This window comes from Acinetobacter sp. GFQ9D191M, from assembly GCF_011174875.1.
Classification (GTDB): Bacteria; Pseudomonadota; Gammaproteobacteria; order Pseudomonadales; family Moraxellaceae; genus Acinetobacter.
This window is the reverse complement of record NZ_JAALGV010000033.1, coordinates 21,314-45,960: the sequence shown is the minus strand read 5'-3', so window position 1 is coordinate 45,960 and position 24,647 is coordinate 21,314. Positions and strand designations below refer to the sequence as shown.

Here is a 24,647-nt window from a genome sequence, read left to right as displayed (position 1 = left end):
GAAAAGTCCATTTCAGACTAGATTTTTATTCGTCAAAGAAACCGGCACGTGGCTGACGTAGACCACGAATACCCAGACCGCATTCTGCATTGATCAGAACACCAGTCAAAGGACGGTTATTTTGACGAGATGCCAAGAGCACATATGAACCAGTCATATCTTCCGGCTCAGGTAAGAAATTCAGTGGCATGCCACGGGCGATTTTCTCAGGATCACGTGCATCGAGCAGGCCAAGATTTTCCTGACCCAAAGATGCAGCACCTTTGATATTCACATTCATACCTGATGGCGCAACGGCATTGACTCGGACTTTAGGTGCAAGTTCATAAGCCAGTTCTTTCATAATGCCTACACCGGCATGTTTTGATGCAGTGTAAACCGGACCGCCACCTGCAGAATAAAGTGCAGAATTTGACAGTGTGAAAATGATCGAACCTTCAGATTTCACGAGCTCATCAAGTGCAGCTTTGGCACCCAAGATCAGAGATTTGGTATTAATCCCCATAATCTCATCAAAGGCTTTTTCCAGCTGCTCACCTGAAGTATTGACGATATCGGCATAGTGATCCCAGATACCGGCATTACCCACGAAACAGTCGAGTTTACCGTAACGCTCTACAGTCGCTTTAACAGCGCGGACGTTGTCTTCATAGCTGGCCACATCACCTGCGATTGCCAGCACGCGATCACCAAAATGTGCATTCAGTGCATCGACTTTAGACTGTGAACGTTGAAGAACGGCCACTTGTGCACCCTCTTCCAGGAAACGTTCTACCAGTGCCCAACCGAGACCTGAACCACCACCAGTGATCAGTGCAACTTCGCCTTGTAGCCAACCCATGATTACTCTCCTGCCATCTCTACGTATAACGCACCATCTTCAAGTACAACTGGGAATGTTTGAATTGGGTCAGTTGCTGGTAAGCAAAGTGCCTGACCTGTTTTCAAACAGAAGCGAGCTGCGTGAAGTGGACATTCCACTGTACCATCGTCTTCAAGGTAGCCTTCAGACATAGAAGCATTACCGTGTGAACAGCGGTCGTTCATTGCGAAGAATTCGCCACCGTTGTTGAATACTGCAAGCGCTTCGATACCGTTTACGCCACAATCCACTTTTAACGCTTCGCCTTCATCTAATTCGTCAACTTGGCAAACAAAAATCTTATTCATTAGAAGAACACACTCAGGTTATGTGAGTTATAGGTAACTTGGTCAAGCGTGATCTTACGGTTGAAGATCTGGAAGCCCAGGCCGCCTTCAACTTTGCGGATCTTGTCATGACGTTTACCACAGTAAATCGTAACGTCTTTCTCTTTCTGAGTACGGTACAGTAGGTATGTCACGTATACATCGTATTCGCCTTCAACTTCAGTCGGCTCAACAATCACGTTGCTCACCATGTGAGTGGTACGTGATGGAGGCTCTTCAGCCCAAGCCATACCAGTTTCCAGACGTGCAACACGACGTTCCAGAAGATCTTTCGTATCGTTGAATACCCAGGTAGTAGGTGGTTCAACTGAACGACGACGGTCACGCGTTTGAGCGTTTGGTGTAGTACGTAGCGTGTAAGAAATATCTTCAGCTAGCGTGTCTAACCATTCGCGGAATTTCCAGTCATCAAGAAGCTTGGCTTCTTGATACAGGAACTGACTAATTTGGTGATGAAGTTCTAAACTGATTTGACTCATTTCATAAGCTCCTTCTCATATTCGTCAGCCGCAGCTTCAACGTCTTCCCATTTTTCATGAATCAATAAATCTGCCCAACGGCGGTACATACCACGTGCTGCAGTTTCAGAGAAAATATAGTTAGTGATACCCGGGATACCATCTTCACGTACTTTCTCGTTACCTTTACCCATTTCCATAATGAGTTTGTTTTGACGCGCTTTGTAACCACGTAAAACTTTTTGGATTTCGATCCAGTTTTCAGAGTCATCTTGCTCCAGGAAGCCTGCAGGACCGAAGGCACGAGTTGCAGAACGTTCAAATGCTGCTTGTACATCTTCTGGTGCGTCCGCATCACAGATACAGAATGCCCAAACTTCAGTTTTGTTAGGACCACGTGGGTGCCATACACGAAGAGTCGCAGTACCGTTCAACCAAGACAGCGTTGGGAACATGGTGTTGTGACCTGCAAGACGCAGCGCACGAGTTTCACCTAGGCGTTCTTTCACTTCTTCGTAAGTTTCACGGAAGTAATTTGCAACTTCACCGTCAACCCATACGTTTGCGTCTGGTTTCTCTGTGAAGAAGAAGCCTGAACCGTGACCGCGTGAACCGTATTGGATCGCGTCTTTCGCAGTTTCCCAAACTGGACGAGCAGTTTGTGCAGCACCTAATTTCTTAGAAGATTCGTCGTCTGGTTTCGCACCAAGCACCTGAATTGCAGATGCGTGAGAGAACAACGCGTGATATTGGTCAGATGCGAACTGTTCAGCTGCAAATTTCCAGTTACACTCGATTTCCCATTTGTGTACACCACCCACAATCACAGTACCGCCTTCACGACGATCTACAACGCCGTCCAGGTACCAAGCGATATCGCCCATGTATTCTTCTAGATCTGGAGTCGTTTCATCCCAGCATCCGAAAATCAGGCCTTTGTATGATTTAACACGGTTAACTTCTACCAGACCCCATTGTTCTTTACATGCACCATGTGGGTAAGCACGATCTTCAAGCGGGATGTCTTTTAGAGAACCATCAATACCGTATGACCAGCCGTGGTATGGGCAAGTGAACGCACGTGTGTTACCACAGTCTGCGAAGCTTACGCGCATAGAACGGTGACGGCATTGGTTTAAGAATGCTTTGATTGAGCCATCTTTTTGGCGTGCCACGATGATTGGATCTTCACCCATGTAGGTATTGAAGAAATCGCCAGCCTTAGGAATTTGGCTTTCATGGCAAAGGAATAACCATGTACGACCGAAGACACGTTCAAGTTCTAATTCGTAAATGTCAGGATCTGTATAGATAGATGGCGTGATACGTCCATTTTGTGCATCGACTAAAGCGTCGATTTCGCGCACATCAATTTTTCCACTCATGAAAAGCTCTCCTGTGACCAGTTATGGCACAAAGTAATAGACTCAACTTTTCAACGATGATGAATTTTAGGGCGGTTTTGGGGAAATATTTTTTTTGTTTCAATTAATAGTTTTAAGCAATTATTCTAGGCGTGTATTTTTATATTAAAACACTAATCAATCCCTCCAAAGCATTTACTTTCTAAATGACAAAATAATCTTCACGACATAGTTGTTTATAGATTATACTCTTCTGAAATTATAGTAAGACATTTTTTGGATTACTCGACGGGCTGATGATATGGAATTACGACACCTCCGCTACTTCATTACTGTGGCTGAAGAACTCAACTTCAGTAAGGCAGCACTCAAACTTTACACGGCTCAGCCATCACTTAGTCAGCAAATCAAAGATTTGGAAGAAGATGTCGGTGTCAAACTGCTACACCGTACCAAGCGTAAAGTCGAACTGACCGAAGAAGGTGCTGTATTCCTAGAACAGGCCCGCCTGACGCTGGCACAAGCTGATAAGGCGATTGCCATGGCCCGTCAGGTCTCACAGGCCAAGCAGCAGATGCTACGCATCGGTTTCGTCCCTGTCGCGGAAATGAAAATCTTCCCGTATATCCTGCCGAATCTGCGCGTGCAAAACCCTGATTTAAAAATTGAATTGCTCAGTCTGAACAATAATGAGCAAATGCGATTATTGAAGAAAGGCGAACTGGATCTGACCTTTACCCGTCACAATTTCCATAGTGATGAAATTGAAAGCCAGTTTGTGATTCGTGAGCCATTGATCTTCATTTTGCCGAAGGATCATCCTTTAGCGAAATACGACCGTATTCCAGTTAAATTACTGAATGGTATAGATTTTATTATTCCATCTGCAGAACAGTCACAGACCCTGCACAATACGATTATGGAATTTGCCAAGACCAATGGCATTGAGCTTAATATTGTGCAAAAGGCGGATAATATCCTGTTCAATATCAACTCGATTGGAATGGGCTTGGGCTGTGCCATCCTGCCAGGCTATATCGCACCATTGACCATGAACAATACTATAATCCGCCCGCTGGATGTAGAATTTCCCTTTTTAGATCTGTATGTTAGCTATCGTAAAGATAGTAATTCAGTCGCAGTGAAGAAGTTCCTGGAACTCCTGACTCGCGTATTCTACCTAGACATTAACCGCGACGAACCACATTAATTTTCTATTTTTATAGCAGCACACGTAATTTCCTCTGAGAATACGTGTGCTTTTTTGTTTTTATTTTTTCTGATCAAAATTTCATTTTATATTCATTTTTCCTATGACAGACCACATCTAGCTTGGCTTCCAACATCTCCGACCATGGCTTATTAGGTTTAATTTTTGCTCAAATTAGGCTTCTTTTACAACTTAAGTCTAATAAGAAGTCTAAGGCCCATTTTAATTTTTGAAATTCTGATTAATAGCTAAAAGGCATTAAAAACATTCAAAAAATTCACTGAATGAAATGACACTCATTTGGCAGCAGTAAATCAAATATTTTAGAAAGAAAAAAGGATGACCGAAGCCATCCTTTTTTAAACTGAGTACGACTTATTTTACGCCGTGTACAGCCAAGTAATTTTTGATCACAGTGTTGAACTCATCTGATTTTTCAACTTGAGACCAGTGACCACATTGACTGAAGATGTGTGCATCAGCATTTGGCACGATGTTCAGGATGTCCCAAGTACGAGAAACCGGAATGACCACGTCTTGAGTACCATGAATCAATAATACAGGTACAGTGATGTCTTTCATTTTTTCGAAGTCTAACGGGAATTCGAAACGGTCACGGTCACGTGCGCCCACTACATCCATCAAACGATTTGATGCATAGTCATTTGCAGCAGAAGCAAAACGTACTTTAACCAGTTCGTCGGTGATCAGATCTTTGTTCACCACGAACATAGAAAGTGTTTTCTTAATACCTTCTTCAGTCAGTACAGGGTTTGCATGCGCTTTAAGTGCAGCAGTCTGTTTTGCACCGCCGGTACCCATAGATACAATACCTAAAACACGCTCTGGATAATCCAGTGCCAATTGGAATGCCAACCAGCCACCTAAAGAGTTACCTACCAACCAGGTTTTTTCAATGCCAAGAGCATCTAGAGTACGGATCGCGTGATCCACCCATGCACGGATACCATAAGCAGTACCTGGTGCAACCACAGTTTGACCATAACCAATCGTGTCAATTGCGATACAACGTGCTTGCTCACCAATTGCAGGCAGGTTCAACCACCAGTTTGCAGCAGCAGATACGCCAGTACCAGAACCATGAAGGAATAGAATTGGTGTACCTTCACCAATTTCGTGGTAGTGAGTCAACTCACCTTCTGCAGTTTCAATCCATTTGTCTTCTAAGCCAAAGAATGGATCTGTTTTATAATCAGGGATTTGAACAGTGCTCATGTTGATTCCTCGTACAGTCTTTAGCTTGCGTGTCCATCTATTCAGAGGTCGACGGCAAGTTGACTCTTTAAAAAATGAATTTTTACAGCTTTATATTAACCGCTTAGCACAGCTCAACTGATACAAAATTACGATTGCATACTATAAAAAATATATAATTTAAGATATTGTTTTGTATAACTATTTTTAAAATAATTCCTTATAAATATTCAGGTTTTAAATTTCAAAATGACATAAAAAAGAGCGGTATTGGTATACCGCTCTTTTAAATTCTCAATTTTAGAATTTATAGGTATAAGTTGTTGCAATACGATGTTCCTGCAAATCAAAGCCACCTGCAATATTGTCATAGTTGGTATCGATGAACATGTATTGGAGACCTAAGCCTTTTAATTTACCTTCAGGAACAACATAATTAACAATTACATTGTTTTCATCTTCCTTACCACGCTCATTGCCAGCACCATTATCTACGTCCCATCCTTCAAAATGACGTAAAGTTGCAGTTAAACCTTTCGCACCCAGCTCTGAGAAGTCATAGGTATAACCGAGACTCCATGATTTTTCGTCTTTACGAATAAAACTTGCTACAGACCAGTTGTCTAAATATGGTTGTGGAACCCATCCGCCCAGAGTCGGGAACATAGTGGCTCTCGTACCATGATCACCAAACATTTGTTGATAGCCCAACTGAACTGTATGAGCACCCTGATTTACTTTCAGGCCTGCAGAAACCGCCTGGCTATCGATATTGCCATAAAGTTTGTCACCAGATTCACTGTTATCAAAGTAACGAACGTGTCCATCGAGCTTAGTCTTTTCACCGACAGTTGTTTTATAATCTGTAGCTACATAATGCTGTTTATACATATTGGTCACATCGGCATACCAATAGCTACCAGTAAACTTAGGTGTGAATTGATGGTCGATTCCTACGATATACATACCATCATCAGTGGATAGACCTGCAGCTTCAGCTTTAGCAAAATCATTTTGCGGGAACAGCGTTAAATTTTGATATTGATTATCATAACGCGCATTAATACCATCAATATAAGCCAAGGTCAGTTTAGTGTCTTTGATATCTTTAGATTCTAACCATGCGCCACTATAGGTCGTTAGCAATTGACGAGATGGATCAAAGAACACCACTGGTGACATGGGTTGTAAGTCACCTACTTTCAATTCAGTTTGACCAACTTTTGCTTTTAAGGTTACGCCCAACTTGGCATTATCACGTTCAGTCTTCTGATCTTTGTTGCTATATGGCATGTGAATATCATTCACATTATCAGGAGATTTCAAACCTACGGCATATTGTGCTAATACATCGGCACCTACCTGAACCCCACCACCGATATCGTGATAACCAGACTTAGCATCTAGTGTTACCGCTTGCGTCCAGTTACCATAGTTTTTTTGAGATTCATTATCATAATTACGTTCTAAATAAAAATTCTTAAATTTTAATTGAACGTTACTGTCGTCAATAAAATCAGCTTGAGCAGCTGTTGTTCCTAAAGTCGCTGTTGCAGCAATGATTGCTATCCATAAATTATGACGACGCATTTTCTTTGTCCTTAACCAACATAAGAAGTAATGGCTGCATCATGCTGAACAACGTATTTATTTAAAATCCGACCACAGTATTAACTTTTTGATCCCAATTATTTTTCTGGATTTATTTGAATATATTTATCATTTCTTTAATATTTTTAAAATCTTAGATATTTTTTATTATTTTACTAAACAATGAAAATAACTCTTTGTTCTATATTTCAAATTCAATATTAAAAAATATATAAACTCTTTAAAATCTATTTTTTAATCGTTTTTACGTTTAAGGCTTTTTATAATATTTAAAAACTATAAGTTATATTTATAAAAAATATGATAGCTATTTAATTCAGGGGATTTATTTCGCAGTTCAAATATTTATGCATGACAGCATACATAAGTTATTTCTAAATTTATTTTTAATTGTGTTACTTAAATATTTTTAAATTTAAAAATAAAAAAGCGCCCTTTCGGACGCTTTTTTAAAACTTGCGTTTTAACAATTAAGCTTGAAGCTCTTTCGCTTTAGACATAGTCAATGCCAAATCTTCAATCATATCTTCCTGACCACCAACGGTGCCACGACGACCAAGCTCAAGCAGAATTTCACGAGCAGATACGCCATATTTTGCTTCAGCACGTTTAGCGAACAGCAGGAATGAAGAGTAAACACCCGCATAACCTAAAGTTGCAGCATCACGGTCCGCACGGATCTGATGAGTCATCATTGGAATGATCAGATCTTCTGCAACGTCTTGTACTTTAAACAGGTCAACACCAGTTTCCATTTGCATACGATTGGCAACCGCAACAAACAGTTCAAGTGGCGTATTACCTGCACCAGCACCCAGACCGGCAGATGCCAAGTCAACACGTGTTGCACCCGCTTGTACAGCAGAAACAGAGTTAGCAACACCCATACCTAAGTTATGGTGACCGTGGAAACCAATTTCGATGTCTGAACCCAAGTTAGCACGTAGGATACCAACACGGTCAGTCACGTCTTGCGGAAGCATGTAACCAGCAGAGTCAGTTACATAGATACAGTTGGCGCCGTAAGACACCATTTTTTGCGCTTCTTCAAGCAGTTTTTCTGGAGAAGCCATGTGTGCCATCATCAGGAAGCCCACAGTATCCATACCCAGTTTACGAGCAGCAGTAATGTGCTGTTCAGAAACGTCTGCTTCAGTAGAGTGAGTTGCAACACGGATGGTTGCTACACCTACATCATGCGCCATTTTCAGGTGATCAACCGTACCAATACCAGGAAGTAACAGCGCAGATACTTTTGCTTGTTTCAGGTTTGGAATAACCGCTTTCAGGTATTCTTCATCAGTTGCAGCTGCGAAACCGTAGTTCACAGAGTTACCGCCAAGGCCGTCACCGTGTGTTACCTCGATTAAAGGTACACCTGCATCATCCAGCGCAGTTGCAATCGCAACCATTTGCTCAGGTGTAGTTTGATGGCGCATTGGATGCATACCATCACGTAAAGTCATATCATTAATAATAATCTTAGACATGAAGGTGCTCCTTAAGCTTCAACTGCATTTAAAACACGTTCTGCAAACATCTCTGCGGTACGTGCAGCTGCTGCAGTCATAATGTCGAGGTTACCTGCATATTTCGGCAGGAAGTCACCCAGACCTTCAACTTCAAGGAAGATCGATACGCGGTTGCCATCAAATACTGGACCATTGACCAGTTTGTAACCTGGTACGTATTTTTGAACCTCGAGGATCATCGCATGTACAGATTCAGTGATCGCTGCCTGATCTGGCTCACCTTCTACTAGACAGTGAACAGTATCACGCATCATCAGTGGTGGCTCAGCCGGGTTAATGATGATGATCGCTTTACCTTGTTTCGCACCACCGACTTTCTCAATTGCACCAGCAGTAGTACGCGTGAATTCGTCGATGTTTTTACGTGTACCAGGACCAACTGATTTAGTAGATACAGTCGCAATGATTTCGCCATAGTTCACAGGCTGAACGCGAGAAATCGCTGCAACCATAGGAATCGTTGCCTGACCGCCACAAGTTACCATATTGACGTTTGGCACTTCACCTTGTTCAAGCAATGCTTCAAGGTTGACAGGTGGTACGCAGTAAGGACCAATTGCAGCTGGTGTTAAGTCAATCATTAACACGCCAAGCTCGTTCAGCTTACGGCTGTTTTCAGCATGTACATAAGCAGAAGTTGCATCGAAGGCGATTTTGATGTCATCTTCAACTACGTGAGGCAGCAAACCGTCTACGCCTTCAGCAGTGGTTTTTAAACCCATTTTTGCTGCACGTGCTAGACCTTCAGAAGTTGGGTCAATCCCCACCATCCATACTGGTTCTAACCATTCGCTGCGTTGCAGTTTATAAAGCAAATCAGTACCAATATTACCTGGACCGATCAATGCACATTTAATCTTTTTCATGAATGTACTCTCTTGTATTCCCTTATTCAGCAGCAAAAGCAGCTGTTACTGAACCAAAGCCTTCAATTTCAACTTTGAATTCGTCGCCAGGCTGAGCTACAACCATTGGACCCAAAGCACCAGTCAAAATAATGTCGCCTTTTAGCAATGGACGGCCACGGCGTACCATTTCATCTGCCAGCCACACAGCAGCATTTAACGGGTTTGCCAGACATGCTTTACCCACGCCTTGAGAAACCACTTCGTCGCCACGTGTCATGACCATCTTGCAGTTCACAAGATCAAGGTTTTCCAGTTTGACAGGCTTAGAGCCCAGAACGAATGCAGCAGAAGATGCGTTATCAGCTACGGTATCAATCAGGCTGATTTTCCAGTTTTCGATACGGCTATCGACCACTTCTACAGCAGGAAGTGCATAGTCAGTTGCACTGATGATGTCTGCATACGTATGTTTTGCTTTAGTCAGATCTTCTTTGATGACCAATGCGATTTCAGCTTCAACTTTCGGTTGAATCAGCAAACCTGCAGGGATTGCTTCACCATCGCCATAGGCCATGTCGGCAAACAACATACCGAAGTCAGGCTGATCTACGCCAAGCTGTGCTTGAACCACTTTCGATGTCAAACCAATTTTACGACCTACCAGACGGCGACCTTCCGCCAGAGCACGCTCGGTATTTACTTCCTGAACGGCATAGGCAATATCTACGTCAGCACTTTCACCACCAAGTTCCGGGCGAATCGGTGCGATCGCAGTTTTTGAGAGTTCAGCAGTATGTAATGCTTGTGCAACTGATTCAACAACAGCAGAATTCGACATCAATGTTTCCTTAAACTGCAAAAATGAGGCTTATGCCGAGAACTAAGACAGGCAAAATGTTCTGACCTGATCATTTCGATCATTCCAATAAACAATTGCGCCTAGTACGGGCATATGAATAAACAGTTTTAGGATGGGAAAAATACGACGTGAATGCCAATAGTTATTTTATTTTTTGCAATAGCTATTATCTATAAATTAAATTTATAAAAATCAATTAAAAACATAATCTTATAATTATGAATTAAGTTATATCCAACTAAATAACTCAACAATCATGACAGAACAAAACCACTGTAATCACAACTTTAGACTAAAAGATAAGACCAGTTGTTCAAATCTACCGCATTGATCCGCATCTTCTATTTCAGAAAATGCCGGATCTTGAAGAATGACTAAGATACTGAATTAAATCGCTTCCTTCCATTGGACTTTAGCCAATAAAAAGTCATGCAAACTGCTGACATCCTTTACAATCGACAGTGGATTAAACTGTGCCAAAGTTTCCGGTGTATGTACGCCATAAGTCACACCTACACTTGGCATGGCAATGTTCATCGCCATTTCCAGATCATAAGAAGTGTCACCGACCATAATCGCTTCATGCGCATTGACACCAGTTTCAGCCAGAATTTCAGCCAGCATTAAAGGATCAGGTTTGGAGCGGGTTTCACTGGCAGCACGAGTGGCATGGAATAGTTCCAGACTATTCGTTTGTTTTAGTACCCGGTCTAAACCTTTACGACTTTTACCTGTCGCCACTGCCAGTTTGATGCCTTCATCCTTTAATGCATAGAGCATTTCAGATATGCCTTCAAACCACGCATCTTCAACAGAGTTCGCCACATAATGATCTGAATAGGCCTGCAAAATATCCGCATGTAATTCTGGTACAGTTGGGAATAGTCGCTGTGCGACTTCTGGCAAACCCAGCCCGATAATGCCCTTCGCATCTGCATCAGTTAACGGTTGCTGAAATTGCTGCGCGGCAAACTGCAGGCTCGACACGATCTGACCCACTGAATCAAATAAAGTGCCATCCCAATCAAAAATGACCAGTTTTATAGGTGAATTCATATAAGGTTCCTAGTATTTGATTCAGTAATAATCCACCCCGGCCCTCCTTTTTCAAAGGAGGGAGAGTTTTATCACAAAATAACTTTTATTGTGATATCACAACAGCTATTGGCTATCCAATGGCGACATGGATGTCGCCGTTGATCTGTGGCATAGGGACATGCCATCAGATCAACAGAAGGGGTTTTGTTACTTTTGCCCCCGTCAAAAGTAAAACACTGCCTACGCGATAAAATTTGAATTTATAACTACAAAACTCGGCTGTGCTTTACTTTTACCTCACCTCAGCCCTCTCCTTCTAGGAGAGGGTTTGGGAGAGGTGAGTTAAATTAATTCCCCACCACAATTAACATCAGTGAGCAGCTGTTTTCGTATAGGTATTATCTACTTTTCAAGGATGAAAAGTAGCAAAAATCCTTTGTTACTCTGATGGCACGTCCCTGTACCACAGAGTAACAGCGACATCCATGTCGCCCTTCATTGATTTAGAAATTGTCTTGAATCATCTCTAATAAAGAGGGAAATTTCTCCCACTCAAGTAAAGCAAGATAAGACTCATTAAAAAGCTAAAAATTACTCGTCATCTTCCGCAGGTGTTACCACCTTATCCGCCTTTTGCGCACGAAGCTGAGCTACAAGACTCTGCATATCTTCAGGCAAAGGCGCTTCAATCGTCGGATAACCCGGAATTTCTAAGCGCATCGCATGCAGACATAAACGACGTGGTTTTGGTCCACGATATTCAGTCTCGTGACCATATTTCTCATCACCCACTAACGGATGACCAATGCTGAGACCATGTACACGAATCTGATGGGTACGACCAGACAATGGAGAAGCATACACCAGTGTCGCATGCATAAAACGCTCTGCCACATTCCACTGGGTTTTAGACTCTTTGCCTTCTTTAGAGACACGGACACGGCGCTCACCATTAGAAAGTTCATAACGATGCAAAGGCGCATCAATGAGTTGCTTATCTAGCGTTACCTGCCCTTTCACGACAGCGGCATAAGTTTTTTTAATCTTATGTTCACGTAATAAATCTTGTAGCGTTTTTAAGGTACTGCGCTTTTTCGAGATCATCACCAGACCCGATGTGTCACGGTCAATACGGTGAATCAGTTCCAGGTATTTTTTACCTGTTGCAGCGCGTAAACCTTCAATCAGGCCATACGCCACACCGCTACCGCCATGCACGGCAATACCCGATGGTTTATTGACGACCATCAAGCCTTCATCTTCATATACCACACGTGACAGAAGACCTTGAGCCACCTTGTCCGAAATCGGCGCTTCTGATTCATCTTTTTGTTCATAACGAATAGGTGCCACACGAATCTGGTCGCCAATCGCCAGTTTGGTTTCGGCCTTAATGCGTTTTTTATTGACGCGAACCTGTCCTTCACGAATCAGACGATAAATCCGACTTTTAGGCACCCCTTTCAGACGACTGAACAAGAAATTATCGATTCGCTGTCCATCTTGATGTTCATCCACTTCAAACCAAGTGACGCTTTGCCATTGTTGTGTAGAATTCATACAGTTACTATGACCCAAAAATTACTAAAATTGATTAAAAACTGATCACTTAGGTTATGCTTTACACAAGAAACATAAGCTTAGCCCATAGGCAGATGATGCAAGGTTTGATATAGTCAGCGCACGGAAACCATCGTTTGTGAGTAAAAGTTGAAGCATTTCAGATTTCTCTGAACTTGATTATTCAATTAAAGACTCACATGATACGGGAAGGTCCCAAAAGAATTATGCCGACGCCGAAGGCTTATTATATCGGCAAACAAAGCAAACTGTTGCGTTTAATTGTACCTCAGGTACATAAATCAGTTTGTCTGAAAAAATATGTCGCCAACCTAGTTGGTTTTTAAACGTAAACTGATACACATCAGATTAGTCGCACCCTGAAGACGACTTCAGGCTACAGCGTTTGATGCATTGGATCTGCACAGTTTGTAAAGATACGACGACAATTCCGTATCAAGACACTTTCTATAAAGAAGGGATGATCTTCGAGCAATGTGACAGTGAAAGTTACTCACATCTAATGCACCGCTTGTCCGCCAGTGAAACGTTCAGGTGACTTTAATCGTTTAAAGATTGAAGCCGTATTGCCATCATCAATACGTGAATCAAAATACCGAAGCTGATCTATATTCAAGTAGACGCCGGGAATAAAAGACTCAGACCACAATGAAATTCATTGGAGATCTGGGCCATTGATCCGTGATGTGTGATGTTCGCTACGTGAATAGCGATTTTTTGCTGTGTATCACTATAAGGTGTTACACCCATGAAACGTATGTTGATTAATGCAACACATGCCGAAGAAATTCGCGTTGCACTTGTCACTGGTCAGCGTCTTTACGATTTCGATTTAGAGAATCGTACCCGTGAACAAAAAAAATCTAATATCTATAAAGGTCACGTGACTCGCGTTGAACCTTCTTTAGAAGCTGTATTCGTTGAATACGGCGCAGGTCGCCAAGGCTTCCTGTCTATGCGTGAAATCGCAAACTCTTACTACAAAGCCGATCCTCGCCAAACTTCAAATATCCGTGAACTGATTACTGAAGGCACTGAACTTCTGGTTCAGGTGGAAAAAGAAGAGCGCGGCAATAAAGGCGCTGCCCTTTCAACTTTCATCTCTTTAGCTGGTCGTTATCTGGTTCTGATGCCAAACAACCCGAAAGGTGGCGGTATCAGCCGTCAGATTTCTGGTTCAGTACGTGAAGAACTGAAAGAAATGCTGGCCTCTTTAAATGTGCCACGTGGTATGAGCGTCATTGTTCGTACAGCAGGCATTGGCCGTTCTCAAGAAGAATTACAGCTTGATCTGCAACATTTGCTAGACCTTTGGGCACAAATTCAAAGCACTGCAAATTCAGGTCCATCACCTATGCTGGTCCATCAGGAAGCAGGTGTGGTAACTCGTGCCATCCGTGATTACCTGCGTGATGATGTAGCAGAAATCCTGATTGACTCTGAGCAAGCCTATAACGAAGCTTATAACTTCGTTAAAGCAGTAATGCCGCTTCAGTTAGACAAACTGAAAACTTATACATTGAATGAGCCTTTGTTTGCGCATTTCGGTATCGAAAGCCAAATTCAAACTGCTTATGAACGTGAAGTAAAACTGCCTTCAGGCGGTTCGATCGTGATCGACCAAACTGAAGCTTTAGTTTCAATCGACATTAACTCGGCAAAATCAACTCGCGGTCAGGACGTTGAAGATACAGCGTTAAATACCAACCTTGAAGCCGCTGAAGAAATTGCTCGCCAATTACGTTTACGTGATATCGGTGGCTTAGTTGTCATCGACTTCATCGACATGACCAAAGACCGCAACCAGCGTATGGTAGAAGCGAAACTGCGTGAAGCAACTCAAAGCGACCGCGCACGTATCCAGTTCGGCCAACTGTCTCGTTTCGGCCTGATGGAAATGAGCCGTCAACGTCTGCGTCCATCGCTTGAAGAAGCAACTGGTTATGTCTGCCCACGCTGTCATGGTACCGGTATGGTACGTGACCTGCGTTCTCTATCACTTTCAATTATGCGTAAAGTGGAAGAAATCGCACTACGTGAACGTCATGGTGAAGTTCAGGTTGAAGTACCGGTAGAAATTGCGGCGTTCATGCTTAATGAAAAACGTCACAGCCTGGTATATCTGGAACAAACTTCAAATACACGTGTGACTGTACTTCCACATCCACACTTGGAAACACCTCACTACGAAATTTCGTATAATCCTGAAGGTTTCGCACCGACAAGTTACGAGCGTACTGAAGCAACCCGTTCAAGCGAAAAAGAACTGGGCTATGAGTCTTCTGAGTGGCATTTAGAAGAAGAACATACGCATACCGCTGCACCAGCACCTGCTCAGCAGCAAAACAACGGCAAAAACAATAAACGCCGCAATAACCAGAATCAGCAAAACGTACAGCAAGCACCTGCTGCACAACAGGCACCTGCTCAAGTTGCCGCACCTGCTGCCAGCCCATGTGCATGGTTAGAAAACCTGTTTGTGCAAAAACAGGCAACTACTGTTGATCAATCTCGCACAGCGAACAATGCTGCTGCTGCTATTGAACAGATGGTGAATGGCGGTGCAGTGAGCCGTGGCCAGTTCGGCCAGGTTGCTCCTGTAACACCAGCAGTATCCGCACAGCCAACAGCTGTTGCAGCACCAGCAACTACCGGCAATGCTTATCTGGCGCCATCGACTGTAGTCCATAAACCAGAGCGTGATCAGTCTGAAAAAGCTGAACGTGAAGAGAAATCACAGCGTCATAACAAGAAAGCACGTAGCAACAAGCACAAAGAGCCACGTGAACAGGCGCAGTCTGATAATGCATCACAACATCAGGTGCATGAAGAAGTGGTTCAAGTTTCTCGTCAGGAACAACGTCAGGAAGCGCGTGAAAACAAACGCAACTCTCGCCGTCAGCACCACAATGAGTCTGCACAGCAAAGCGATACTCACGGTAATGAGCAACAGCAAAACGTGCCACGTCGTGACCGTCGCAACCAGCAACGTCCAGAACGTCCAAATCGCCACCGCGATCCAAGTGTTCTAAATGAACAAGCTGCACCTCAAGCACCTGCTGCCGTTGAAGCGCCAGCAGTCAATGAAAAGCAAGTTCGTGTGGAACTGGTCAATGCTCCTCGTAAAGAAGTGATGCCAACAGCAATGGTGGTAAATATTGACGAGGCGAAAAGCGAAATTGTGGCATTGAATGACACTGCTCCAGTCGCAAAACCTGCTGTTGAAGTGACTGCCCCTGCCGATGCTCCTGTAGAAGCACCAGCTGCGGAAGAGTTCCTGGCTGAAGTGACTGCATCTGCTCCTGCAGAGAAAACGCCTGAAGCTCAGTCATCATCAAAACAGCGTGCCAGCAATGACCCACGTCAACGTCGTCGCGACCGTCGTGCTGCACAAGGCCAACAGGCGAAAACTCAGCAATTGACACCATCACAGGTGCCAACACTTGGCCAATACACTATTGGTAGCCTGATTCGCCATGTTTATGGTGAAGACTGTTCAGTCCTGATTGAACAGTTCGGTCTGTTACCAACATTTAACCGTGCATTGCAAAAGTTCACGCAGGAATATAATGCGACTTTAGCAACGGTTTCGACCGCGGCCACAGAGAAAAAACCTGTAACTCGCGATGTAGAAGTCAGCAAAGCGCAACCTGAAGCAGAACCTGCACCTGTGCTGGATTTAACTCCGCCTGCACCGGTTTCAGAGAAACGTGTGGCGAATGATCCACGTGAGCGTCGCCGTCTTGCTAAACTGGCTGCCGAGCAAGCGTTACAGCAGGCAAAACAGCAAGCACAAGCTGAAGCAGAATCTACTGCGGTTGAACCTGTTCCAGAAGCAACGGCTCCAGCAGAAGAAGCGAAAGCTGAAAGTGCTGAAGCTGCACCTGCTGAAGCTCCGGTAGCTGCAGTAGAAAGTGCTGATACAACTGAAGCGGCTCAAACTCCTGAGCCAGCTGCTGAAGCATCTGTAGAAACTGCGAAAGCTGAACAAGCTCCCGCTGAAGAAGTCACTGAAACGACTACAGTTGAAGTAACTCCAGCAGAAAACGAAGCTACGCCTACCGAAACTCCGGAAGCCGATAAAGCTGAAGAAGCTGTAGCAAAAGCTGAAAAACCGGCTGCCCGCCCACGTCGTCCACGTGGCCGTCCACCGAAAAAAACCAATACTGCAACTGAGTCATAATTCGCCCAATTGCAGTTAACTAAAAAACCTAGTCATTTCGGTGGCTAGGTTTTTTTTGCTAGATTTTGTCAGAATAGGTTGATTACTCTAGTTTCAACACGCTAAAAGATGGCTACCATCCGTTTATTGCATATAAATTAAACGCATTGGATACGAAAAATAATAGGACGCCCATGACCCAGACGAATCAACCCGATCTTATTGGCATTGCAGATGTCGCAGCCAAAATCCCTGCCTTCATCAGTAAGGTCCCTAATCTGCTAAACGGACTGCGACAGGCGTATTTACGTACTCCCAATACGCCCGCAGGCCTGGGTTTAGCTTTTGAAAAAGCAACACAGCGTAATCCTGAAGGTATTGCATTACGTTTTGAGGATCAGTCCTATACCTATGCTCACCTAAATGGCTGGGCGAACCAGATCGCACATTTCTACCTCTCTCTCGGTGCACAGAAAGGTGATGTGGTGGCCGTGATGGTCGAAAACCGTCCGGAGTTTATTGCCAGTGTGATTGGCCTGGCCAAGCTGGGCATCACGATTGCGCTGGTGAATACTTCTCAGGTCGGTAAAGTCCTGACACATAGTATTAACCTGGTGAAACCGATTGCAGTCATTGTCGGTGAAGAGTGCCGTGCTGCCGTTGATGAAATCCGCAATAATCTCAATATTGCCGCTGACCGTTTCCACTGGTTTGCCGATCAGAACACACAAGAAAATACCGGACAAGCACCTGAAGGGTTTATCAACCTAGCAGAGCAGATTGACCAGTTCCCGAAATTCAATACACCGACTACGCATTCGGTACAAGGCAAAGACGGCCTGTTCTATATCTATACTTCAGGTACTACCGGCTTACCTAAAGCGGTGATCTTTACCAATAGCCGCTGGACACTCGCCTATGGCACCTATGGCCATGTCCTGAACCTGAATAAAGATGACGTGATGTACTGCACCCTGCCGCTTTATCATGCGACAGGTATTGTGGTGTGCTGGTGTGGGGTGATTGCCGGAAGCAGTACTTTTGCCATCCGTCGCAAGTTCTCCACCTCTTCCTTCTGGAAAGATGTCAAAAAATTTGATGCTTCTGCGATTGGTTATGTGGGTGAACTTTGCCGCTACCTGATGGATGCGCCACCGTCTAAACTGGAAAAAGGCCATCGCGTTACCAAGATGATTGGTAATGGCATGCGCCCGAATATCTGGGATAAATTCAAATCCCGTTTTGGCATCAAGGAAGTACTGGAACTGTATGCCTCAAGTGAAGGTAATGTCGGTTTCAGCAATGTCTTTAACTTTGACAATACTGTCGGTTTCTCACCAACACCTTATGCCATTATCGAATTTGATAAAGATAAAAATGAGCCTGTGCGTGATGCCAAAGGTCGCTGCAAACGGGTAAAAAAAGGTGAAACCGGTTTATTGATTGGTAAAATTACCCGCCGCTCCCCTTTCGATGGTTATACCGATCCGGAAAAGAACAAGGCAGTCATCATGCATGACGTGTTCGGCAAAGGTGATTCCTACTTCAATACCGGCGATCTGGTGCGTAATATCGGTTTCCGTCATGCCCAGTTTGTTGATCGTCTCGGTGATACCTTCCGCTGGAAAGGTGAAAATGTTTCAACGACTGAAGTCGAAAACATGCTGACCGAGTATGACAAAATTATCGAAGCTGTGGTTTATGGCGTAGAGATTCCAAATACCAATGGCCGTGCCGGTATGGCAGCAATTACCCTGCAACCGGGAAGCACCCTGGATGAGCAAGACCTGAAAAATATGGTCAGCACCTTTAAACGCTGCCTGCCTGCCTATGCAGTTCCGGTTTTTCTGCGCATTCAAAAGCAGGTAGAAACGACCGGTACCTTCAAGTATCAGAAAAACAAACTGAAAGAACAGGCTTTTGATCCAAATAAAACCGATGAACGCTTGCTGGTTTTATTACCAGGAAGCGACGCGTATTGTGAGCTGACTCAAGAAATTTTTGAGAACATTCAAGCTTATCAATATCGCTTCTAAGTGCTGAAGTTGCCTATTTTTTGTTTAGATAAAGCAGAATTGTTGTATTTATAATCAAACATAGGCAACTTTGTTATTTTTTACTTGCGCTGCAATGAGATCTTGCTACAATACGCTCCATCAAACAAAGTGGTGCTTTCAGAACTCTTTAGTTTCTTTTGCACTGCACAATTAAGCCTTGCTTGATTGTTGGTTCAGGGCCGTTAGCTCAGTTGGTAGAGCAGTGGACTTTTAATCCATTGGTCCCGCGTTCGAGTCGCGGACGGCCCACCATTAAATTTGATATCCCCTGATGGGCCGTTAGCTCAGTTGGTAGAGCAGTGGACTTTTAATCCATTGGTCCCGCGTTCGAGTCGCGGACGGCCCACCATCATTTCTAAAATCTCTTTTTAGAAACTTCAATCAAAGCTACTTTGATTACCCGAATGGGCCGTTAGCTCAGTTGGTAGAGCAGTGGACTTTTAATCCATTGGTCCCGCGTTCGAGTCGCGGACGGCCCACCATTCTCCCCTCTATATTTATTTCTTCTTTCAATATTCTTATAATATTTCTTATATTATTCAGTTCATTCTTTTTATTTAAGCGCAATTCATCCTGACAATTTTAGAATCGCCATTTCCATTTACTCTGTTTTTAAATTTTTTACAGATTTTATCGCTTTTATTCTGTCATCTTAAATTCAGAATCTTTGACCAGCTCATACGCTTTAGAAGGTGCAGGATAACCCTGATCAAATAACTGCTGGTTTGCCCGTTCTTTTTCGTCATAAATTTTTTCCAGATTCATGACCAGATGGGTTGGGCTTTTAATTGTATAATAGAATTTTGCCCCCTCTTTACGGTCCACGATCAGTTCAGTTTGTTCCGGATTAATCATCCAGCGGTCCTTACGATAGTTCACATTACTTTCGGTCTGAACCCGTCTGGAATTATTCACAAATACTTTGCCATAATGTACGATACTGCGATGCACTGTACCATCTGGCAATAAAGTCAAAATAAACACTGACTTCCCTTCCGTACAAGGTGCAAACCGCCCGTCACAATCAATCTGGGTAAGATAACGCCCGACATAGCTTTTGGCATAATCCGGTACAGGTTTAGGATCGACATTTGGTTCTACAGGCAATGCCTTATAGGTTGCAGTCTGGGTGAGCGATTTAGCATTACGGGTGTCATAACTTTCATTGGCGGCGGAGATGACTACGCCATCTTGTGCCAAAGTTTTCGCAGTATCAGGTAAGGGTTTGCTTTGATGGTCATCACAGGCAATCAGTCCTGCAACACTTCCCAGCACAAATCCAAGCCGGCATAAACCACTTAAATGATGCGATACATTCGATTTCATTTTAAAAATATACCTGAAGGGGTGCACATCGATATAGGCAGACGACTCACTGAAAACTTATAAGTTTTAATAATGAATTCAATGGAATTTTTATGATCTTAGTGATTTTTTAAGGATTATTTAATCTCCCGTAACATTACTTAACGAATTTATTTTCAATAGATACTTTAAAAATTTAGATAAAACTCCATTTTTATAAATACGAGTCATTTTTTAGACTCAATCTTATTTTTTCTATCAGGAGACCTGGATGGCCAATGTTGGTTTATATCGCTCTAACCGCTCAAACATGATTGCAGGTGTAATGGGTGGTATTGCTGAACGTTTTGGTTGGAACGCAAATTTATTACGCTTGATCTTCGTGATTATTTCGGTCATGAGTGCTGCTTTCCCGGGTATCCTGGTTTATCTGGTTCTATGGTTAGTGATGCCAAAAAAGAATTCTATGCCTGATTATGCTGCGAGCAGAACTGATTATGAACGTCCTGTACGTACAGTAAATCAGGATAAAGATTACCGATAAAATCGTTTCCTCTTTCACCTAAATATTCATATGGTGAAATTTTTATGCCACGGTCCTTCCCCCAAAAGATCGTGGTTTTTTTTGCCTGATTTTAGGTTTTGGTCTTATTACCATTTTATGCTTTACCCTGCTCACCTGTTCAGGGTAAGTTGATACTTTATTCTTGAAATGGATTTCAGATGACACAGGCAGAATGGATTGTGCTTTGGCTGTGTGCGATCGCGGCATTACTGCATGGAGTCAGTGGTTTTGGCTTTCCTATGCTGAGTACGGCTGCCCTATCCAGTGAATATGCCTTAAGTACAGCAGTCACCCTGGTAATTCTCCCCTGCCTGTTATTGAATCTTTGGATGCTTAATAGTGATCCAAAACATAGCCTGTTGCAGAGCATTCGCTATTATGCCTCACGCTATTGGCCACTCATGCTCAGCAGTCTGGTCGGTAGCGTGATAGGGGTTAAACTACTCATCTGGATCAATGAAGGCTATCTTAAATTATTGCTGGGTCTGGTAATTATTTTCTATGTACTGGATCAGTTACGCCCTACTCCACTTCGGGTCAGTAGCAGTCAGCTCAGTATGCTGGGATTCGGTTTACTGGCCGGCATGATTGGAGGTGCAACCAATGCCATGGCCCCCTTCCTGATGATGTATCTGCTTAGCTGTCAGCTCTCTAAAACCGATATTGTCATCATCAGTAATCTTAATTTTATTGCCAGCAAACTGGTGCAGTTGACCTTACTTTTCCCAATTCTCATTTCTTTACAAACCCATCAGCGACATATCCTGCTTGGAATCACATTATTTGCTCTCATCGGCGTCTGGCTGGGTGGGAAAATACGGCATCGACTTTCCCAGCAACATTTCAAATATCTGGTGCTATTTTTTCTATTTGGACTGGGGATTTACGCACTTTGGCAAAGTCTGGGATTATTACAACACTCTACTATACTGTTCAAATAATATCTTTTTTAATCAAACCACATATTCACTTTTATAAGAATTTCAAAAACGCTTTTAAATAAAAAAGTTGAGCAAGGAGGTTGTATGAACGACCCTTTACGCACCCCGACTAATGCCATGCCAAAAGGAATTCGCAAAGGCTGGATTTTAATTGTGATCGCTGCCGTGATCTCTTATGGCTTGTATCATATTTTACCCTATGACGAAAATGCCAATAAGGGATTGGCCCTACTGACCTTTATCGCCATTCTATGGCTGACCGAAGCCCTGCATATTACGATTACAGCCCTACTCATACCGGTACTGGCGGTTGTATTGAGTATGCCGATGGCAGATGGTGATGAACTGGTACCGATTAGCATGCAGGCAGCACTCGCTACCTTTGCCGATCCCGTGATTTTCCTGTTTTTTGGTGGTTTTGCTTTGGCTACGGCGCTGCATATCCAGAAACTGGACAAGAAGATTGCCACATGGATTATCTCGCTCTCCGGTGGACATCTCGGTGCTTCGGTACTGGCTATCTTTTTAGTAACTGCTGCCCTGTCGATGTGGATTTCCAATACCGCCACCGCAGCTATGATGTTGCCTCTGGCGCTGGGTTTACTTGCGCATCTGGATGCCGAAAAAGAACGTAAAACCTTTGTATTTATTCTGCTCGGGATTGCCTACTCAGCCAGTATTGGTGGCTTGGGCACTATCGTCGGTTCTCCACCGAATGCGATTGCAGCCAAAGCCCTCGGTTATGACTTCGCTGACTGGATGAAAGTCGGCCTACCAATGATGTTCATCATCCTGCCAGCAATGTTGATCAGTCTGTATCTGGTGCTGCGTCCAAAGCTGAATCATAAGGTGAATTTTGTCACCGAAAATATTCCCTGGACCACCACCCGTATTGCGACGATGGTGTTGTTCCTCTGTACGGCGATGGCCTGGATTTTCAGTAAAAAATTGACTGAAAATTTCGGTATTTCACAGCCTGATACCTGGATCGCGATTCTGGCAGCCTGTCTGGTGGTGATTCTGGGTACGGCTACATGGAAACAGGTTGCTGAAAATACCGATTGGGGCGTGCTCTATCTGTTTGGTGGCGGCTTGACCTTAAGTGCTGTCTTGAAGGATTCAGGCAGTTCTCTGGTTTTAGGTCAAACACTGGCAAATGCTTTCGGTGACTCCTCGCCTCTCGTAATTATCTTCGTTGTGGCAACCTTCATCATCTTCCTGACTGAATTTACCAGTAATACTGCCTCAGCTGCCTTACTGGTTCCGGTCTTTGCCGCCATTGCCGACCAGATGGGTATGCCTAAAGAGATTCTGGTGATTGTGATCGGGATTGGGGCTTCTTGTGCCTTCATGCTACCTGTGGCGACACCACCGAATGCGATTGTGTTTGGTACTGGCCATATTCAACAAAGTGAAATGATGAAAGTCGGCTTTGTCCTGAATATCATGTGTATTTTCTTGGTTTCCCTGTTTATTTACTGGTTCTTTATCTAAGTTTAAATAAATCCAGATTCCAAATTAAAAAGCACCCGAGGGTGCTTTTTTTTCAGAACTATTCAAAACAGCTTTAAGCTCTCATTTTAAAATGGTTCAGTTCCTGATTCAGGGCAGCGATAATATCTGCGCGGCTAATAATTCCGACCAGACGCTGCTCGCTCACTACCGGGATATAGTTAAAAGAACGTTCCACAAAATAGGGCACCAGATCCTGAATCGGCTGCAATGGCTGCACTGTGACTACCTTGCGGGTCATAATATGTTTGACCTGATGTTCCCAGCTGCTGCGCACATCTGCAGCACGTTTAAACCATTCTACCACCTGATACATGGCCAGCGTTCCCACCAGCTTGCCTTCCGCATTAACCACCGGCAGGCTCATCAGGTTCATTTCTTTAAATTTATCCAGTGCATGCTGAATATTATCATTGGCATGCAGGGTCACCACGTCTTTAGTCATAATGTCCTGACAGGTAAACTGGTTGACCGCACGGGCATTGGCTCGGTCCTGCGCTTCCAGAATAATCTTTTGCAGGTCATATTCACTAATGTCCAGCAGCTCGGTTTGCTGATCTAGTACTTCCTGAATATCTTGCGGCTGAATAGTGACTTTCTGGGTCGGGGTCGGATCTTTGGAGCGGGTATTCAATTGCGCCTGCTGCGGATAACGCTTGCCAATCATTCGATTAAAGACGATCGCAATTACCATCAATAAGATCGAATTCAGCAGCACCGGATAGAAAACGAAAGCATAGCCGAGTTCATGCACCGCATTGCCGCCGAGTACCGCCGTAATAGCCACAGCACCACTCGGTGGATGCAGGGAATCGGTGGTCATCATCAGGATAATAGCCAAAGCTACCGCTAGACTAAAAGCTTCCGTCGGACTGGCAATAAACAAGGCACAGGTCACACCCACTACCGCAGCAATAGTATTACCTACCAGAATATTCCAGGGCTGTGCCAAGGGACTGGCCGGAACTGCAAACAGCAGCACAGATGAGGCCCCCATCGGCGCAATATACCAGGCTTCAAAATCACCCAGAATCCATAAACTCAGTAATGATGATACCGTGAGACCCAGTAGTGCCCCAATACCGCAGAGTAAACGGTCCTTGAGTGGAAGAACTTTAAAATTCGGTTTTAAGGTATTGAGCCAGTCGAGATTGGAATGGAACACGGCGCGCCTGATTTT

19 protein-coding genes and 3 tRNA genes are annotated in these 24,647 nt (G+C 43.8%); 9 read left to right on the top strand and 13 right to left on the bottom strand.

Features of this window, described 5'->3' with window-relative positions:
• Window positions 1-25: 25 nt before the first annotated feature.
• The 4 genes from hcaB to hcaE are packed head-to-tail and all read right to left on the bottom strand — an operon-like array spanning window position 26 to window position 3,052.
• Window positions 26-841, bottom strand: coding sequence for a 3-phenylpropionate-dihydrodiol/cinnamic acid-dihydrodiol dehydrogenase (hcaB, locus tag G5T77_RS06815; protein WP_004781818.1), 816 nt, complete (start codon window positions 839-841; stop codon window positions 26-28).
• Window positions 842-843: 2 nt separating this feature from the next.
• Window positions 844-1,170, bottom strand: a complete 327-nt coding sequence (gene hcaC / locus G5T77_RS06810; RefSeq protein ID WP_004781817.1) for a 3-phenylpropionate/cinnamic acid dioxygenase ferredoxin subunit — start codon at window positions 1,168-1,170, stop codon at window positions 844-846.
• Window positions 1,170-1,688, bottom strand: coding sequence for a 3-phenylpropionate/cinnamic acid dioxygenase subunit beta (gene hcaF, locus G5T77_RS06805; RefSeq protein ID WP_004781816.1), 519 nt, complete (start codon window positions 1,686-1,688; stop codon window positions 1,170-1,172). The genes hcaC and hcaF overlap by 1 nt, the downstream gene beginning before the upstream one ends.
• On the bottom strand, window positions 1,685-3,052 hold the full coding sequence (gene hcaE / locus G5T77_RS06800) for a 3-phenylpropionate/cinnamic acid dioxygenase subunit alpha (protein WP_004781815.1): 1,368 nt from the start codon (window positions 3,050-3,052) through the stop codon (window positions 1,685-1,687). Before hcaE ends, hcaF begins: the two co-directional genes overlap by 4 nt.
• Before the next feature lie 280 nt (window positions 3,053-3,332).
• On the opposite strand from hcaE, the gene hcaR reads away from it, so the two are divergent.
• Window positions 3,333-4,241: a DNA-binding transcriptional regulator HcaR gene (hcaR, locus tag G5T77_RS06795; protein ID WP_166138105.1), complete on the top strand. Its 909-nt coding sequence runs from the start codon at window positions 3,333-3,335 to the stop codon at window positions 4,239-4,241.
• Window positions 4,242-4,616: 375 nt separating this feature from the next.
• Here the strand turns inward: hcaR and G5T77_RS06790 are convergent, their stop codons facing one another.
• From G5T77_RS06790 to G5T77_RS06760, 7 genes are all read right to left on the bottom strand, one after another.
• Complete coding sequence (locus G5T77_RS06790) at window positions 4,617-5,477, bottom strand: alpha/beta hydrolase (protein ID WP_166138102.1); 861 nt, start codon at window positions 5,475-5,477, stop codon at window positions 4,617-4,619.
• 279 nt (window positions 5,478-5,756) lie between these two features.
• The gene (locus G5T77_RS06785; RefSeq protein ID WP_166138099.1) at window positions 5,757-7,046 is read right to left on the bottom strand and encodes an OprD family outer membrane porin; all 1,290 of its coding nucleotides are present in this window, start codon (window positions 7,044-7,046) and stop codon (window positions 5,757-5,759) included.
• A gap of 491 nt (window positions 7,047-7,537) precedes the next feature.
• Window positions 7,538-8,557: a 4-hydroxy-2-oxovalerate aldolase gene (dmpG, locus tag G5T77_RS06780; protein WP_166138095.1), complete on the bottom strand. Its 1,020-nt coding sequence runs from the start codon at window positions 8,555-8,557 to the stop codon at window positions 7,538-7,540.
• A gap of 11 nt (window positions 8,558-8,568) precedes the next feature.
• A complete protein-coding gene (locus G5T77_RS06775; RefSeq protein ID WP_004781810.1) occupies window positions 8,569-9,465 on the bottom strand; it encodes an acetaldehyde dehydrogenase (acetylating) in 897 nt (298 codons plus the stop codon).
• 22 nt (window positions 9,466-9,487) lie between these two features.
• Window positions 9,488-10,285 (bottom strand): fumarylacetoacetate hydrolase family protein, encoded by a 798-nt coding sequence (locus G5T77_RS06770; protein WP_166138092.1) that lies wholly within the window; start codon window positions 10,283-10,285, stop codon window positions 9,488-9,490.
• A 408-nt stretch (window positions 10,286-10,693) separates the two neighbouring features.
• Window positions 10,694-11,362: an HAD-IA family hydrolase gene (locus tag G5T77_RS06765; protein WP_166138089.1), complete on the bottom strand. Its 669-nt coding sequence runs from the start codon at window positions 11,360-11,362 to the stop codon at window positions 10,694-10,696.
• 573 nt (window positions 11,363-11,935) lie between these two features.
• Window positions 11,936-12,904, bottom strand: coding sequence for an RluA family pseudouridine synthase (locus G5T77_RS06760; protein ID WP_005232406.1), 969 nt, complete (start codon window positions 12,902-12,904; stop codon window positions 11,936-11,938).
• A 769-nt stretch (window positions 12,905-13,673) separates the two neighbouring features.
• Here G5T77_RS06760 and G5T77_RS06755 point away from each other — a divergent pair.
• The 5 genes from G5T77_RS06755 to G5T77_RS06735 all read left to right on the top strand — a co-directional run bounded on the left by G5T77_RS06755 (window position 13,674) and on the right by G5T77_RS06735 (window position 19,626).
• On the top strand, window positions 13,674-17,108 hold the full coding sequence (locus tag G5T77_RS06755) for an Rne/Rng family ribonuclease (protein WP_166138086.1): 3,435 nt from the start codon (window positions 13,674-13,676) through the stop codon (window positions 17,106-17,108).
• 173 nt (window positions 17,109-17,281) lie between these two features.
• A complete protein-coding gene (locus tag G5T77_RS06750; RefSeq protein ID WP_166138083.1) occupies window positions 17,282-19,123 on the top strand; it encodes a long-chain-acyl-CoA synthetase in 1,842 nt (613 codons plus the stop codon).
• 197 nt (window positions 19,124-19,320) lie between these two features.
• Window positions 19,321-19,396 (top strand) — tRNA-Lys (locus G5T77_RS06745).
• A 21-nt stretch (window positions 19,397-19,417) separates the two neighbouring features.
• Window positions 19,418-19,493, top strand: a tRNA-Lys gene (locus G5T77_RS06740).
• A gap of 57 nt (window positions 19,494-19,550) precedes the next feature.
• Window positions 19,551-19,626 (top strand) — tRNA-Lys (locus G5T77_RS06735).
• A 157-nt stretch (window positions 19,627-19,783) separates the two neighbouring features.
• Here G5T77_RS06735 and G5T77_RS06730 read toward each other — a convergent pair.
• Window positions 19,784-20,470, bottom strand: coding sequence for a hypothetical protein (locus tag G5T77_RS06730; protein WP_166138080.1), 687 nt, complete (start codon window positions 20,468-20,470; stop codon window positions 19,784-19,786).
• 250 nt (window positions 20,471-20,720) lie between these two features.
• Between G5T77_RS06730 and G5T77_RS06725 the strand changes: the two genes are divergently transcribed.
• The 3 genes from G5T77_RS06725 (at window position 20,721) to G5T77_RS06715 (ending at window position 23,449) form a co-directional block, all read left to right on the top strand.
• Window positions 20,721-20,993 carry a PspC domain-containing protein gene (locus tag G5T77_RS06725; RefSeq protein WP_034169835.1) on the top strand — a complete coding sequence of 91 codons (273 nt, stop codon included), beginning with the start codon at window positions 20,721-20,723 and terminating at the stop codon, window positions 20,991-20,993.
• Window positions 20,994-21,172: 179 nt separating this feature from the next.
• Window positions 21,173-21,955, top strand: coding sequence for a sulfite exporter TauE/SafE family protein (locus G5T77_RS06720; RefSeq protein WP_125279384.1), 783 nt, complete (start codon window positions 21,173-21,175; stop codon window positions 21,953-21,955).
• 84 nt (window positions 21,956-22,039) lie between these two features.
• A complete protein-coding gene (locus tag G5T77_RS06715; RefSeq protein ID WP_166138077.1) occupies window positions 22,040-23,449 on the top strand; it encodes a DASS family sodium-coupled anion symporter in 1,410 nt (469 codons plus the stop codon).
• Window positions 23,450-23,522: 73 nt separating this feature from the next.
• On the opposite strand, the gene G5T77_RS06710 is transcribed toward G5T77_RS06715, so the two are convergent.
• On the bottom strand, window positions 23,523-24,632 hold the full coding sequence (locus G5T77_RS06710) for an HPP family protein (RefSeq protein ID WP_034704289.1): 1,110 nt from the start codon (window positions 24,630-24,632) through the stop codon (window positions 23,523-23,525).
• Window positions 24,633-24,647: the final 15 nt, after the last annotated feature.